Below are 15,469 nucleotides of genomic sequence, written 5' to 3'. Positions count from 1 at the left end.
GAGCAGATTAAAGTTCTTTGGTCAATTCGGCAATCTTGTCGACAGTTTTGTCCAGGAATTTGATCGTATTTTTCAACGGTTCGTCTGTCGTGATGTCAACGCCGGCAATTTTGGCCGCTTCAATTGGTGCCGGGCAATTGTCAAATTTCAGGAATTTGAGCCATGCATCGATTGCGGGCTGACCTTGTTCTTTGATTTTCAGATAAGCCTGAGTCGAAATCGTCAGACTTGCCGAATAGGTGTATGGATAAAGTCCCATATAATAATGAGACTGGCGCATCCACGTCAAGGCTGCGTCATCGTCAATTTCAACCGCATCGCCCCAGAATTTCTTCAGGACGGCTTTTTTGATTTCGCAAAGTCGATCTCCGTCAAAGCCTTCGCCGTTATCGATCAGCTTATAGACTTCGCGTTGGAAGGCTGCTTCCAAAAGGTGCGTGACGAAGTTGTGATAGTAGGTGTTCGTCAGCATCTTTGTCAGGGCGAAACGCTGCATCCGCTTGTCTGAACTCTTTTCTTCAAGCGCATGAGTCAATAGGAGTTCGTTGAAGGTCGATGGTGCTTCAATGATGTAGGTTGAAACTTTGCAGCCCAGCGGATGGTTTGTTTTGTTCGTCAGCATTTCCTGTCCGGCATGTCCGAGTTCGTGAACGAGCGTGTAAACGTCGGCCATTTCATCAGTCCATGACATCAGAATATATGCATGCTTGCCATATGGCGTTGTTTCAAAGCCGCCGGTTTCCTTGCCTTTATTGGCAGGGAAGTCGACCCAGCGTTCGTCAAAACATTTCATGATCATGTCATGGTATTCTGGCCCCATGACTTTTATCGCATCGGAGATATATTCCGGTGCTTTGTCCAATGGGACTTTCGGTGCAAATTCAGGGTCGAGATCGATCTGAAGATCTGAGAACGTCAGCTTGTCCAAGCCGCGTTCCCTTTGGATTAATTTGACGTATTTTTGCATGACGGGGCCAAGTTTTTCGATGATGACATCGATTTGACGATCGAAAAATTCGCGCGGAACTTCCTGATCGTCCAACAAGTAATCGAAGACCGAGTCGTATCCGCGCAGGGTTGCCATGTTTTTTTCCTTGGAAACCTGTGCGTAGTAGTTGGCAGCCACGGTATTTTTGTATTGATTCAAAACTTTTGAGAATGCTTTGAATGCCGCATGACGCAGCTTGTGATCCGGGTTGTACTGATAGCTGTTTTCATAAAGCACGAATGACAGAGGGTATGTTTTGCCGTCGACTTCAAAATCCGGGAACGACATGTCGGCTGCCCGGCATGTCGTATAGATTCCTTCAAACGAAGAAAGAGTCGGTTCGATCGAACTTAGCGCGCTTTCGACTTCGCCGCTCAAGCGGTGCTTTTTGATGCGCTTGAATTCTCTGATGGCGGCACCAAGATCAGGACGCTTGTCTGAAACGGCATCAAGCGTTTCGTTATCGTTGTCCATGATCTGAGCTCTGTATTTTGCAAGCTCGGCATTGCAGTCGGCGTCAAGCTGGTCAAGAATTCTTAAAAGCTGGTTGTAGTGCGGATCCGTCATATCGGTCGACTGTTGCAAAAAGCCGTAATGACCAAGCAGATCCATGCGAACTTCCATCTTGCCCAGATCTTCCAATGCTGCAATAATCGTTTCAGGATCGTTCAGCTTTTGATCGTACTTGGAAAAGTCCGCGAGCGCCTTTTTTTCTGCTTCGATGTCTTTTTTCCAGGCATCGTCATTTTCGTAAAGAATACCGACGTCCCAAGTTTGCTGTACCGGAACGTCTTTTCTGTCAGGTAAACCCATGATAAAACCCCCATATTATGTATTTGTCAAAAATAACAAGAAAATCATAGCAAACAAAGTTTCTAAAGTCTATGAAAATGCTCACGCACCGAGACTCGATAGTTACATGAACATGTCATCAGAGACGAATCTTGTCGGTTGTTTTTGTCGTAAAATAATGATATTGTTACTTAAAATGATAAGTTAAAGGAATGCATTATTAATGGGAAAACATCAAATAATGAGCGTGCCAAAAGAGGCGCGAAGAACTTCCGATTGGGATATGTTTGCAACCTGGGTGGGAGCAAATGCCAACAACGGAACGTGGTTTATCGGCGGAGTCATTGCGGCCTGCGGGTTTGCGGTCGCAATGAAAGTTTTGGTATTGTCGTCTGCCGTGTCTTATCTGTTTTTGAGTCTGATCGGCTACATTGGTTACAAGACGGGCGTTTCGACGATGGAATTGAGTCGGGCATCGTTTGGCATTCGTGGCAGTTTTTTGCCTTCAATCGTCAACGTGACGCAATTTATCGGCTGGACGGCGGTCAATACGTTTATTGCGGCAACTTCGGTCAGCTATCTGCTGCATGATCTGCTGTCGTGGCCTGTTTACGGCAAGCCGGGCGGTGCCAAGGGTCTCGTTTGCGGAATTTTGGTGATGAGCATTCTGCACATCATCAGTATTGCAAGCGGACAGCGCTCGGTTCAGCTGATTGAACGGATCGGCATCGTTTTGGTCTTTGTTTTCATGATCTGGGAATCGGTCGTCGTTTTCAAAACGGTTCCGTTTTCTCACATCGTTTCGTGGCAAGTTCCGCACAAGGATTTGCTTGCAACGGGTGCCGCGGTTGATGCGGTCGCAGCGTTCAACCTCGCTTGGGTGACCGCGGGGGCCGATTTTACGCGCTTTACGTCAAAAAAGCGTGCTGCAACGTTGATTCCGTTCGCCGGCGCGTTGTTTGGCGTCGTTTGGTTTGCGTTCATCGGTCTTGTTTCAACAATCAGCATTGCGATCACGTCAGGCGTTTATGATGCCAACAACTCGGACCCGAGCACGATTGCAAGTCGGTTGGGGCTTGGCGTCGTTGCGCTGCTGGTCATCATTATTACGAGCATGACGGCAAATGCAGTGAACCTGATGGCAGCCGGTTCCGCAATTTCAAACATTTTTTCCGGATTAAAGCTCAAGCACTCGCTTTGGATTGCTGCGATTTTTGCAACGTTCGTCACGTTCATTCCGATGGTCATCGGCAGCTTTTTGGATGCCTTCACTGCATTTTTAGACTACGTCGGTATGGTTTTAGGGCCGATCATCAGCGTGATTATCATTGATTTTTATTTCAGAAGACATCGCAGATACGATGTTTCCGCATTGTCTGAAACGAACGGAAAATATTGGTACCGAAACGGCGTAAATTATGCAGCGTTTATTTCATGGAGCGTCGGCGTAGCGCTCTTTTTTGCCTTGCGTCAGGTTGATTTTTTAATGGAGACGATTGGAGCGACGTTTTTGACGATGATTTTGAGCGGGATGCTTTATTACGGATTGATGGTTTTCAAAGATAAGAAAGGCAAGTGTTGATTATGCTTATCAAAAATGTTCACGTAAATAATGACAAAGAACTTAAGGACGTTCAGATTACTGATGGCAAATTCAGTAAAATCTCAGCCGGCATCGAGGTTCGCGGAGACGAAGAGGTAATCGACGGCAAGGAAAAACTGCTTCTTGCTCCTTTTATCGATTCCCACGTGCACTTGGATGCGACGCTGACGGCAGGGCAGCCGGAATTCAACGAAACCGGAACCTTGTTTGACGGAATCAGGATCTGGTCTGAAAGAAAAAAGTCGCTTTCGATCAAAGACGTCAAGGAGCGCGCAAGAAAAACGCTTCGCAAGCAGATTGCGCTTGGCATTCAGCACGTCAGGAGCCACGTTGACGTGACTGATCCGCATTTGATCGCGCTCCAGGCATTGCTTGAACTAAAGAGCGAAATGAAAGACGTCGTCGATTTGCAGCTCGTTGCATTTCCGAAAGAAGGCATTCTGTCGTTTCCTAACGGCAAAGAATTGATGGAACAGGCCGTTAAAGAAGGAGCTGACGTCATCGGTGGCATCCCTCATTTTGAATTCAACCAATACTATGGTCGCGATTCACTCAAATTTTTGATCGGTTTGGCTGAAAAATATGAGCGTTTGGTTGACGTCCATTGTGACGAAATCGATGATCCGGCGTCAAGAAATCTGGAAGTTTTGGCCACTCTTGCTTATGAAACGGGGCTTGGCAATCGCGTTACCGCAAGTCACACGACTGCGATGGGCTCTTATAACGATGCCTATACGTATAAGCTGTTCAGGCTGTTGAAGATGTCTCAGATCAATTTTGTCTCCAACCCGCTCGTCAATATGCACCTTGGCGGCCGTTTCGATACCTATCCCAAGCGACGCGGCTTGACTCGAATCAAAGAGCTGTCTGAAGCCGGCATCAACGTCTCGTTTGGCGAAGACGATATTCAGGATCCGTGGAATCCGCTTGGAAGCGGCAATATGCTCGACTCGGTCAACATGGGCGTTTATGCTTCGCACCTGATGGGATACGGCCAAATTCAGGATTCGTACAAATTCGTGACGGATAATGCGGCCAAGACGCTCCATATTTCTGATGAATACGGAATAGAGGTCGGCAAGCCGGCTGATTGCATTTTGCTGAACGAAAGCGACTTCTATCACGTTTTGATGGATCACTCTGAGGTTCTTTATAACATCCGTCACGGCAAGATTTTGGCTGAGACGAAACCGAGGGAAACGAAGTTGAATTTTTGACAAGGTGTGGAAGCGAGCGCTTATGAGCCCGTACGCAAGCATTGGACGACCGAAGGCGAGCTTGTCTCGTCTAGGGAGGCCTTGATTGCGATAGGGGGAATGCGAGCTGGAACATGATTAGGACAAGGTGTGGAAGCGAGCACTTATGACCCCGTACAACTGAATATTGATTAAAATACGTGCCATGATGGCGCGTATTTTTTCTTATTTCGGGCGGCACGCCAAGATCTCATTCAAATTTTACGGGCAAACCGTCATTTTCCAGCATTTTGTCCGTAATTGCCATTTTTGGGACAGTCCATTTACGGACAAAGCGTCCATTTTCAGCGATGTGTCCGTAAACGGCAGTGATTTTGCCAAATGCAGTGCTGCGCATCATCTGATCAATCACTGAACCTGACATTGGTTACGGGAAAATCCCCGCTTTTTAAATTTTGCCTGTAAACTTTAGATGCAACACAGGAATTCAACCAGATCAAGACATCGATTGCTGCCTTTGCCCTGTATTTTTCATGCTGATAAGGAACTTCGTCAAAAACAAATTATTCATGCCTCCCCAAAAATGCAGTGCCCCCCTCATCAAAAAGATCAGTCAATTTTTTTGATATTTTAAAGTAGTTTTTGTTGGCTTTTTGAGCGACAATCGTGTATACTTCCGTTAACAGACAAAAAGTAAGCAAACTGTCTGCTAATTTCGAAGAGAGGATGGAAGCCATGCGTAAAAAAGACGACGTTTTAGAAATCGGCGTGCTTAATCTGATGCACGATAAAGAAGATACGAAGCGACGTTTCGAACGCGTTCTGACAAGGGAGGACTGTCGGGTGAACATCACTTGGTTCTATCCCGTAATGCATTATCAGAACAGAGAAGTTCCGGAAAACGTTCGCCAAATGTCGCAGCCGCTCGACCTTAACAAGGTCAAAGAGCTTGATGCCTTTATCGTAACGGGTGCGCCGCTTGAAAAGCTGGACTTCGATGATGTCACATATATCAGCGAACTGCAGGAGCTGTTTGACTGTTTGAGCACTGAAGGAATCGAGCAGCTTTACGTCTGTTGGGGCGCAATGGTTGCCGCTAATTATTTTTACGGCGTCGATAAGTATTTGTTGAATCAAAAGCTTTTCGGAGTCTATCCTCAGGTGATTTTAGAAAAGTCTCCTTTGCTTGAGGGCCTTTCCGACGGCTTTTTAGCGCCTCATGCGCGTTATGCGGAACTTTCATGCAGTCAGGTCAGAGAAGTTCCGGAACTTTCCGTTGTTTCGGTGTCCGAGACCAATCATCTTTTCTTGGCTGAGGCAAGAAAAGAACGACAGACGTTCTTGTTTTCGCATCTTGAATATGGTCGAGATGCACTTGATAAAGAATATTATCGCGAACTGCAGGCTCATCCTGAAGATGCGCCCGTATTGGCAAAAGCAGCCAATTATTATGATGATCCCGCCAAAATGACAGGGATGCGTTTCGGTTGGGGAAAAGCCCAACGTCACTTTTTTGAAAATTGGCTGAAACAAGCCGAAGAAAACCGTTTTAAAAAAGTTTGTACTCAGTAAAGGGGATAAAAAATATGACAAAAATTTATGATTCAGTTGATCAACTCATTGGAAATACGCCGATTGTCAAGCTTAACCACGTTGTTCCGGAAGATGCGGCAGACGTTTACGTCAAGCTTGAATTTTTCAACCCGGCAGGTTCAATCAAAGACCGCATTGCTCTTTCAATGGTTGAGGCTGCCAAAAAATCAGGCAAGCTTAAAGACGGCGGTACGATCATTGAACCGACTTCGGGTAACACCGGTATCGGGCTGGCGATGGTTGCGGCTGCCAAAGGATATCATCTGATTATCGTGATGCCCGAAACGATGAGCATTGAGCGTCGCAAGCTCATGCAAGGATACGGTGCGGAATTGATTTTGACGCCAGGAGCTGAAGGAATGAAGGGTTCTATCGCCAAAGCAACGCAACTGGCTGAAGATAACGGCTATTTCATGCCGATGCAGTTTGAAAATCCGGCCAATCCCGACGTTCATGAGCAAGAAACAGGCCAGGAAATCATCGGAGCGTTCGGCAAGGATGACCTTCCTGACGCATTCGTTGCCGGTGTCGGAACCGGTGGTACTTTGACCGGCATCGGACATGCTTTGAAGGAGCTTGACCAAGAGATTAAGGTTTATGCGCTTGAACCGTCAGAATCACCGGTGTTAAAGAACGGAGTTGCCGGAAAGCACAAGATTCAAGGCATCAGCGCCGGCTTTGTTCCGGAAGTTTTGGACAGGCAGATTTATGACGGAATCATCGAGGTTCCAAGCGATGAAGCCGTCAAAACGGCACGCGAAGTTGCACACAAGGAAGGATTCCTTCCGGGAATTTCCGCTGGAGCCAATATTTACGGTGCAATCGAAATTGCCAAAAAGCTTGGCAAGGGCAAGAAAGTCGTTACTGTTTCGCCTGATGGCGGCGATCGCTATCTTTCAACGGAATTGTTCAACTATTGAGTTTAAAAAACAATCGAAGCCGATTCTTACCGGTTTCGGTTGTTTTTTTATAAAATGCAGAGTTCAAAAAACTTCGGAAACTTTTGACGTCATTCTGCTTGGAATCGATTTGATTGCAGAATCATTGGCACAAAAAGGAAAATATGTTCGTTTGATTATGGACAAGACGAATGTAAGTTTGTATAATTGTTAATATCAATAGTAAAAAGAAGGGATTATTATCAACACGAACGAACTCACCGAATATCTTTCAGACAACTCAAACGTACTGGATTTGTTCGGTAAAAAAATATTGGCGCATCTTCAGCAGATAAATGAGCAGAGACAGCCGGCCAAGCGGTACAACGAAGCACAGCTCAGGCGGAAAACAGAAAAGCATCTCAAAGAATTTATTGAAAATCTTGAGTCACAGTTGAAGAGAACAATTCCTGATGAATACGATCGCCCTGAGGATTGGATTCGTTTTTTTGATGACAACCGCGTGATTGAAGAGCTCGAATTGTCGATTGCGGAAATGGAATTTGATGAATGAGAAGGGAAAAGCGGGCCACCTGTTTAAATAGGCGAGTGCTATCCATCCAGTGGTTAAAATCACTGGCATTCCGCCCAAAATTAAATGAAAAATAATAAAATTTTATAAATATAAAACGTTGACATATTAAGGATGGAAGGGCTTAAAAATTTCCTTGCTGCAAAACACGAACATTTAATGGTTGCAATTTGTAAATGTTAGGATATACTTGATTAGTAATTATTAAAATAGAGGTGTTACTATTGAGCAGTGAAAATTCTTCTTCTGAGAAACTCAATTGGGTTGAAAAGCAGTTTCACATGAAAGAATTAGGGACAAACGTCAAGAAGGAAACTTTGGCAGGAATTACGACATTTGTTTCCATGGCATATATTTTATTTGTCAATCCCAGCGTCTTGGGTGAATCAGGAATGGACAAGGGAGCCGTTTTCACGGCAACGGCCTTGTCTGCGATTCTCGGGTGTCTGTTGATGGCATTTTTGGCCAATTACCCGATTGCAATCGCTCCTGGACTTGGTGATAATGCATTCTTTACCTATTCAGTCGTTTTGGCGATGGGAATCAAGTGGCAGACTGCGCTTGCAGGCGTTGTCGTGGCTTCGATTATTTTTACGATTCTGACATTTTTTAAAATTCGTGAGATTGTAATCAATGCGATTCCGCATAATCTCAAACTGGCAATGGCTGCGGGCATCGGGATGTTCATTGCTTTCATTGGCCTGCAAGGCGGTGGTCTCGTTGTCGCAAGCAAATCTTCGCTTGTTCAGCTTGGCTCATTGACCGTTCCAACGACTTGGCTGACGATTTTTGGATTGTTCGTGACAGCATTGCTGATGTCAAGAAAAGTTCCGGGATCAATTTTTATCGGCATCGTTGCAACTGCGATTTTGGGACTCGTGACGGGATTGATCAGTGCACCGTCTCGAATCGTATCGTCCATTCCGAGCATGAAACCGACGTTTGCGGTCGGTATCAAATATTTGGGCGACGTCAATACTCCGCAGATGTGGGCGGTCGTTTTGGTTTTTCTGTTGGTGGCATTCTTCGATACGGCCGGAACGCTGATCGGACTTGCCCAACAGGCGGGATTAATGAAAAACGACAAAATGCCACGAATCGGTCAGGCTTTGATGGCAGATTCCGTCTCAATGCTTGCCGGTTCAGTCATGGGAACGACGCCAACGGCCGCTTATGTTGAATCCTCAGCCGGAATTGCCGTTGGAGGACGTACGGGCTTTACTGCATTGGTTGTTGCTGTTTTGTTTGGCTTTGGCATGTTCTTCTCACCGCTTTTGTCAGTCGTAACGACGCAAGTCACTGCACCGGCATTGATTATCGTCGGTGCTTTGATGGCGCAGTCGCTTAAGGAAATCGAATGGGACAAGTTTGAAATTGCCTTGCCGGCATTTTTGACGGTTATTGCAATGCCTTTGACATATAACATTTCATATGGCTTTGCTTTTGCATTCTTAATCTATCCGATTACGATGATTGCTGCCGGCCGCAAGAAGGAGCTTAATCCAGTCGTGATTGCTCTGTTCTTTGTTTTCGTCGTCATGCTTTACGTGTTGAACGTTTTGCCGTCCAAGTAATCAAAAAATGATTCGTCTCTCTGCCTGCTTTTGTAAGGCAGAGTTTTTTTAATGCAGCTGGTTTTGATCACAAAAAATTGTGGTTACACTTTTGGAAGCGCAAGTAATCATTCGGGAAGATTATTTCCCGGGAAATATTTTTAATTATCGAACCGAAAGAGTATACTCAAGTTGTAAAAAGATTTCAGAAAGAAGGCATGTCAATGAAATCACGCAAGGAAATAGCTGAATTAGCCAATGAATATATCGATGAATTTGATGTGGCATATGTACCGAAAAATGAACGGATTGAACGAATCATTGCTTACGGAAAGAAGAGTTTGGAAGAAAGACAGATTGCGCCGCAAACCATTATGGACAAATGTGTGCGGGCAATTTACGAAGTCGTTTTGAAGCAAAAAATCACCGTGGGCGATGAGGCATCGTGCATTTTAAAGAAAATGGAAAAATTGTCGCGCGAAAGATCGATTTTGCCGTTTCGTCGCTATGATCCATGGAATTGAAAAACCGTACAAATCAAAAAATGCTGCCGTCAGAGACCGGAAGTTTCTGTTAATGTTCGGTATAGAAAGATATTGCCATTAATTTGTTTTATAATCTTCGCACTTTGCTTGAAAAATAGCTTTTTACTTGTTACAATTATCAAGGTTGACAAACGGCAGAATTACGTGTCGTTTGTGTTGCAGCAAACACAGAGCTAAGGAAACATGAGGTGGATATATATATGTCATCAGTTGTAGTTGTAGGTAGCCAATGGGGCGATGAAGGCAAAGGTAAGATTACTGATTTCTTGAGCCGGAATGCTGAAGTTATTGCACGTTATCAAGGTGGAGACAACGCTGGTCACACAATTGCGTTCAATGGCAAAACATATAAGCTGCGTTTGATCCCATCAGGCATTTTCTATTCTGAAAAAATTTGCGTTATCGGCAACGGGGTCGTTTTGAATCCTAAATCATTGGTTGAAGAATTGCGCTATTTGCATGAAAACGGCGTAACTACTGACAACTTGCGCGTTTCAGACCGCGCTCATGTTATCTTGCCATACCACATTATTCTTGACGGATTGCAGGAAAAGTCGAAGAAAGACAACAAAATCGGAACGACGAACAAGGGCATCGGACCTTGCTACATGGATAAGGCGGGACGTGTCGGAATTCGCGTTGCTGATCTTTTGGATAAGGAAACGTTTTCTGAAAAATTGAAACGCAACGTTGAAGAAAAGAATCGTTTGTTTGAAAAGATGTATGATTATGATGGGGAACCGTTGAAGTTTGAAGACATCTTTGAAGAATATTTTGAATACGGTCAGGAAATCAAGAAGTACGTTACGGACACGTCGGTTGTTTTGAACGATGCGCTTGATGAAGGAAAAAGAGTCTTGTTTGAAGGTGCTCAAGGCAACATGCTTGATATCGATCAAGGAACATATCCGTTCGTTACTTCTTCCAATCCTGTTGCAGGCGGCGTTACGATCGGATCAGGCGTTGGTCCTGCCAAGATCAATAAAGTTGTCGGTGCATGCAAGGCTTATACCTCCCGTGTCGGTGATGGTCCCTTCCCAACGGAACTTAAGAATGAAACGGGCGACTTCATTCGTGAAGCCGGTCATGAATACGGCACGGTCACGAAGCGTCCACGGAGAATCGGATGGTTTGATTCGGTCGTTATGCGTCATTCAAAGCGTGTTTCAGGTTTGACCAACCTTTGTTTGAACTGCGTTGACGTTTTGACGGGGCTTGATGAAATCAAGATTTGTACCGCATATGAATTGAATGGTGAAAAGATTTATCATTATCCTGCAAGTTTGAAAGAACTTGAAGCTTGCAAGCCGATTTATGAAACGATGCCAGGGTGGAAGGAAGATATCACTAAGTGCAAGACTTTGGAAGATCTTCCTGAAAATGCCCGCAATTATATCCATCGGATCCAAGATCTTGTCGGCGTCAAAGTTTCAACGTTCTCAGTCGGACCTGACCGCGACCAGACAAACGTCTTGGAAAACGTTTGGGCACAAATTTAGGCACGTTTTTTTTGTGACGAACCTTGAGGTATGACTGAAAAATACGTCTGATTCATACATCGCGTTCGGAAATTTCTTAAAGGATTCGTTTCGACAAAAGATGACTTTGGCTTTAGACGATACTGATTAATAAAAATTATCAGGAAAAAAATATTCATCAAACTACAAGCTTGAATGATTTGCAATTAGCTGCGGATCTCATCCGGGCTTTTTGTATACGGCAACCAAAAGGAGTCGAGGGATTGTCGTTTACGGGCAAATCTTAAAAACTGGCATTTTTTCCGTAATCGAGGACTGGCTCTTACGGTCAAATTAAAAAATGCATTTTTACCGTAAGCCCAACGTGACGCGCATCCTTGACAGCAGCCACAGGCTTCTGTATTTTATAAAATGCAGAGAAAAAAAGCGGATGCAAACAGTTTTTAAATTTTTTATTATATTAATTATAGATGCTAGCTTATTATATTCGAATATAGTAATATATTCTCACAAATTCTTTCCCATAAAACTAAAATGTGACAATAATTAAATATTGTTGAAACTTTGTGAAATTTAAGACAAAGTACTTGTATTTATCGGATAATTTTTATATCATATACTGTGAAAGCGATAACAACGCTTTGATATAGCGGTTGTGAGCGCTGGAACGTTATAACGTTGTTTTAATATAGTCAAATGATTTAACAATCTAGGGAGGAATTAAGATGCTTCAGATGGATAATGTTAAAGAAGCTGTGACAACAGCCTGGGATGGCTTCAAAGGCGGAGAATGGCAAGACGAAATCGATGTGCGCGATTTTATTCAACAAAACTTCACTCCTTATGACGGTGATTCTTCATTCTTGGAAGGACCTACCGAAGCAACGACGAAACTCAACGATAAGCTCGTTGATCTGAAACTCAAGGAACGTGCTGCTGGCGGCGTTTTGGATGCTGACACGAAAGTTGTTTCGACAATCACGTCGCACGGACCGGGCTACCTTGACAAGGATCTTGAGAAAATTGTCGGTCTTCAGACTGACAAGCCGCTCAAGAAAGCATTGATGCCATATGGCGGGATTCGCATGGCTAAGGAAGCTTTGGAAGCTTATGGTTTTGAAATCGATCCTGAAACGGAAAGAATCTTCACTGATCTTCATAAGACGCACAATCAAGGTGTGTTCGACGTTTATACGGACGAAATCAAGAGCGCGCGCCACAACAAGATTATTACGGGACTTCCGGATGCATACGGACGCGGACGCATCGTTGCTGATTTTCCGCGCATTGCGCTTTACGGAATCAATCGTTTGATTGCCGCAAAGAAGGAAGATTTCAAAAATTACGGCGACGGCGAAATGACTGACGAAGTTATCCGCGTACGTGAAGAAATTTCCGATCAGATTCGTGCCTTGAAAGACATGAAGACGATGGCCGCAGAATACGGCTATGACATTTCATATCCGGCAACGACGGCCAAGGAAGCCATCCAATGGCTTTACTTCGGATACTTGGCAGCCATCAAGCAGCAAAACGGGGCTGCCATGTCAATCGGACGCATTGACTCGTTCATTGACATTTACGTTGAACGTGACCTTGAACGTGGCATTTTGACAGAAAAAGAAGCTCAGGAATTGATTGATCAATTTACGATGAAACTGCGTATGGTTTCGTTTATCCGTACGCCTGAGTACAATTCTCTGTTCTCTGGCAACCCTATCTGGGCAACGCTTTCGTTGGCCGGCATGGGCATGGACGGACGTCATCATGTAACGAAGACGTCGTATCGTTTCTTGAATACCTTGCACAACATGGGTGCTGCGCCTGAACCGAACATCACGGTTTTGTGGTCGGCAAACCTTCCTGAGTCGTTCAAGGAATATGCTGCGAGCGTATCTTCAAAGAGTTCGACGATTCAATACGAAAACGACGATTTGATGATGAAGACGTGGGGAACGGACTACTACGGCATTGCCTGCTGCGTTTCCGCTCAGCCGATTGCCGATGGCGTACAGTTCTTTGGTGCTCGCGCAAACCTTGCCAAGACAGTGCTTTATGCGATCAACGGCGGCGTCGACGAATTGACGAAACTCCAGTGCGGACCTGCATATGCTCCGATTACTTCCGAGTATATTGACTATGATGAATTCATGAAGAAATTCGACGATATGCTTGAATGGGTTGCAGACATCTATGTCAATGCGCTGAATGCCATCCATTATATGCACGACAAGTACTACTACGAATCTGCTCAGCTGGCATTGAAAAATACAGTGCTGAACCGGACGTTTGCAACCGGTATTTCAGGCCTGTCGGTTGCCGCTGACTCCATTTCCGCAATCAAGTATGGTCACGTCAAAGCAATTCGTGACGAAGACGGCGTTGCAATCGACTTCAAAGCAGACAACGACTTCCCTCGCTACGGCAACAATGATGATCGTGCCGATGAAATTGCCGTATGGCTCGTAAAACAGCTCTATACGAAGATGAACAAGCATCATCTCTATCGCGGAGCAAAGCTTTCAACATCCGTTTTGACGATTACTTCAAACGTCGTTTATGGCAAGAATACAGGGACAACGCCAAACGGCCGTCAAAAGGGAAAGCCGTTCTCACCAGGTGCCAACCCGGCATACGGTGCAGAACAAAACGGCGCATTGGCATCGCTTCTTTCGGTAGCCAAGATTCCTTACAAGTATGCAACGGATGGCATCTCGAATACGTTTGCCGTTACGCCGTCAACATTGGGCCATGATGAAGAAACATGCGATAAGACTTTAGTAAACATGATCAACGGATATATGAAGAATAATGGTCATCATCTGAACATCAACGTCTTTAACCGTGATACGCTGCTTGATGCGCAAAAGCATCCTGAAAAGTATCCGACTCTGACGATTCGTGTTTCCGGATACTGCGTATACTTTGCCGACTTGACCAAAGAACAGCAGGATGACGTAATTTCCAGAACGTTCCACGATCATATGTAACACTGTATTTTATAATTGAAGGTGGCATGAGACTATGACGACAAATCCGTATTTAAAACCGGTACCGACCAATGAAAAGGGTGAAATATTAGGGTACGTTCATTCGATTGAAACGTTCGGTGCCGTTGATGGGCCCGGAATCCGCTTCGTAGTCTTTATGCAAGGCTGCAATATGCGGTGCAAGTTCTGTCACAACCCTGATACTTGGAAAAAGAACGTCGGGACGACAATGACTGCTGATGAGGTCTTGAAAAAGGCGCTTCCTTATCGGGAATTTTGGGGAGAGCAAGGAGGAATCACGCTTTCTGGGGGCGAGATTTTGCTGCAGCCCGAATTTGCTCTTGACCTGTTTACGAAATGCAAGGAACTTGGTATCAGCACCTGTCTTGACACGTGCGGGCAGCCGTTCACCAGACGAAAGCCTTGGTTTGATACGTTCAACAAGCTGTTGGACGTGACTGATATTTTGCTCGTCGACATCAAGCATATCGATTCAGATAAGCACAAGCTGCTGACCGGTTTTCCAAACGAAAATATTCTCGATCTTTGCGAGTATTTGTCTGAAATCGGCAAGCCGGTCTGGATCAGACACGTTTTGATTCCTACACAGACCGATTTTGACGAAGATCTTGAAAAGCTCGGAGATTATATCAAAACGCATTTGAGAAACGTCATGAAGGTCGAGGTTCTTCCTTACCATACGATGGGCGTGCACAAATACCACGAAATGGGTATTCCTTATCGTTTGGAAGGAGTCGAGCCGCCGACTCAGGATCGTGTTGAAAATGCAGAGAGGCTTCTCCATACTAAGGATTACGAAGGCTATCTTACTTGGAAACCAGGGATGAAGACTGATTGATGATCTGCCACACCGAAAAGTTTCGGTGTGGTTTTGTTTTTTGCATATTTTGCAGTGAAAAATTTTTTTGAGGAAGGTCAAAGGCGCATGGGGTAAAGATTATGTCAAATATGCAAAAAAATCATTTGAAATTTTGCCTTTTCTTTTTGAGAGAACCGCGCTAAAATGTAAAAGTGATATAAAAAGAGAAACATAAGTTCGCCATGAGGAAATGGACACATTCATTGATATCAGGGGGTATATTTTATGACGATTTCAGCAAAGACATCGACTGAAGAATTGATTAAACAAGTTATGGAAGAACATACTTGCAGTTACGAAGAAGCTATCCGCTTGTTGATGAAGGTGGCCCAGAATCGAGATAATGACTGACTCTCGATAAAAAGCAGCTTTGAGACGTAT

The 15,469-nt window shown here is 44.7% G+C and carries 12 protein-coding genes; 11 read left to right on the top strand and 1 reads right to left on the bottom strand.

The annotated features are described in order from the left end of the window. Positions 1-7: 7 nt before the first annotated feature. Complete coding sequence (pepF, locus tag BMZ95_RS04690; RefSeq protein ID WP_014072644.1) at positions 8-1,801, bottom strand: oligoendopeptidase F; 1,794 nt, start codon at positions 1,799-1,801, stop codon at positions 8-10. Positions 1,802-2,003: 202 nt separating this feature from the next. Between pepF and BMZ95_RS04680 the strand changes: the two genes are divergently transcribed. The 11 genes from BMZ95_RS04680 to BMZ95_RS11590 all read left to right on the top strand — a co-directional run bounded on the left by BMZ95_RS04680 (position 2,004) and on the right by BMZ95_RS11590 (position 15,439). Continuing rightward, the gene (locus BMZ95_RS04680; protein WP_014072645.1) at positions 2,004-3,362 is read left to right on the top strand and encodes a cytosine permease; all 1,359 of its coding nucleotides are present in this window, start codon (positions 2,004-2,006) and stop codon (positions 3,360-3,362) included. Positions 3,363-3,364: 2 nt separating this feature from the next. Then, positions 3,365-4,600, top strand: coding sequence for a cytosine deaminase (gene codA / locus BMZ95_RS04675; RefSeq protein WP_056990401.1), 1,236 nt, complete (start codon positions 3,365-3,367; stop codon positions 4,598-4,600). Between the two features lie 714 nt (positions 4,601-5,314). Then, on the top strand, positions 5,315-6,151 hold the full coding sequence (locus tag BMZ95_RS04665; RefSeq protein WP_046921925.1) for a homoserine O-acetyltransferase/O-succinyltransferase family protein: 837 nt from the start codon (positions 5,315-5,317) through the stop codon (positions 6,149-6,151). Between the two features lie 14 nt (positions 6,152-6,165). After that, positions 6,166-7,092, top strand: coding sequence for a cysteine synthase A (gene cysK / locus BMZ95_RS04660; protein ID WP_046921924.1), 927 nt, complete (start codon positions 6,166-6,168; stop codon positions 7,090-7,092). Positions 7,093-7,366: 274 nt separating this feature from the next. Beyond that, positions 7,367-7,624, top strand: coding sequence for a hypothetical protein (locus tag BMZ95_RS04650; RefSeq protein ID WP_014072650.1), 258 nt, complete (start codon positions 7,367-7,369; stop codon positions 7,622-7,624). Between the two features lie 299 nt (positions 7,625-7,923). Further along, entirely contained in the window at positions 7,924-9,216 is a 1,293-nt protein-coding gene (locus BMZ95_RS04645) for an NCS2 family permease (protein WP_014072651.1), read from the top strand. Positions 9,217-9,419: 203 nt separating this feature from the next. Then, positions 9,420-9,719, top strand: coding sequence for a hypothetical protein (locus BMZ95_RS04640; protein WP_014072652.1), 300 nt, complete (start codon positions 9,420-9,422; stop codon positions 9,717-9,719). Positions 9,720-9,940: 221 nt separating this feature from the next. Further along, positions 9,941-11,239: an adenylosuccinate synthase gene (locus BMZ95_RS04635; protein WP_014072653.1), complete on the top strand. Its 1,299-nt coding sequence runs from the start codon at positions 9,941-9,943 to the stop codon at positions 11,237-11,239. Between the two features lie 704 nt (positions 11,240-11,943). Next, entirely contained in the window at positions 11,944-14,208 is a 2,265-nt protein-coding gene (pflB, locus tag BMZ95_RS04630; RefSeq protein ID WP_046921923.1) for a formate C-acetyltransferase, read from the top strand. 34 nt (positions 14,209-14,242) lie between these two features. Then, positions 14,243-15,067, top strand: coding sequence for a pyruvate formate-lyase-activating protein (gene pflA / locus BMZ95_RS04625; RefSeq protein ID WP_014072655.1), 825 nt, complete (start codon positions 14,243-14,245; stop codon positions 15,065-15,067). 246 nt (positions 15,068-15,313) lie between these two features. Further along, positions 15,314-15,439, top strand: coding sequence for a hypothetical protein (locus BMZ95_RS11590; protein WP_003695850.1), 126 nt, complete (start codon positions 15,314-15,316; stop codon positions 15,437-15,439). The last annotated feature ends 30 nt before the right edge of the window (positions 15,440-15,469 follow it).

This window comes from Ligilactobacillus ruminis DSM 20403 = NBRC 102161 (assembly GCF_900113455.1).
Classification (GTDB): Bacteria; Bacillota; Bacilli; order Lactobacillales; family Lactobacillaceae; genus Ligilactobacillus; species Ligilactobacillus ruminis.
The sequence above is the reverse complement of the archived record's forward strand: the minus strand, read 5'-3'. Positions and strand labels throughout refer to the sequence as shown.

What these genes read in the sequence shown, in the direction of transcription:
- pepF (WP_014072644.1), bottom strand. Translation starts at nt 1,801, where the DNA reads ATGGGTTTACCTGACAGAAAAGACGTTCCGGTACAGCAAACTTGGGAC.
- BMZ95_RS04680 (WP_014072645.1), top strand. Translation starts at nt 2,004, where the DNA reads ATGGGAAAACATCAAATAATGAGCGTGCCAAAAGAGGCGCGAAGAACT.
- codA (WP_056990401.1), top strand. Translation starts at nt 3,365, where the DNA reads ATGCTTATCAAAAATGTTCACGTAAATAATGACAAAGAACTTAAGGAC.
- BMZ95_RS04665 (WP_046921925.1), top strand. Translation starts at nt 5,315, where the DNA reads ATGCGTAAAAAAGACGACGTTTTAGAAATCGGCGTGCTTAATCTGATG.
- cysK (WP_046921924.1), top strand. Translation starts at nt 6,166, where the DNA reads ATGACAAAAATTTATGATTCAGTTGATCAACTCATTGGAAATACGCCG.
- BMZ95_RS04645 (WP_014072651.1), top strand. Translation starts at nt 7,924, where the DNA reads ATGAAAGAATTAGGGACAAACGTCAAGAAGGAAACTTTGGCAGGAATT.
- BMZ95_RS04640 (WP_014072652.1), top strand. Translation starts at nt 9,420, where the DNA reads ATGAAATCACGCAAGGAAATAGCTGAATTAGCCAATGAATATATCGAT.
- BMZ95_RS04635 (WP_014072653.1), top strand. Translation starts at nt 9,941, where the DNA reads ATGTCATCAGTTGTAGTTGTAGGTAGCCAATGGGGCGATGAAGGCAAA.
- pflB (WP_046921923.1), top strand. Translation starts at nt 11,944, where the DNA reads ATGCTTCAGATGGATAATGTTAAAGAAGCTGTGACAACAGCCTGGGAT.
- pflA (WP_014072655.1), top strand. Translation starts at nt 14,243, where the DNA reads ATGACGACAAATCCGTATTTAAAACCGGTACCGACCAATGAAAAGGGT.
- BMZ95_RS11590 (WP_003695850.1), top strand. Translation starts at nt 15,314, where the DNA reads ATGACGATTTCAGCAAAGACATCGACTGAAGAATTGATTAAACAAGTT.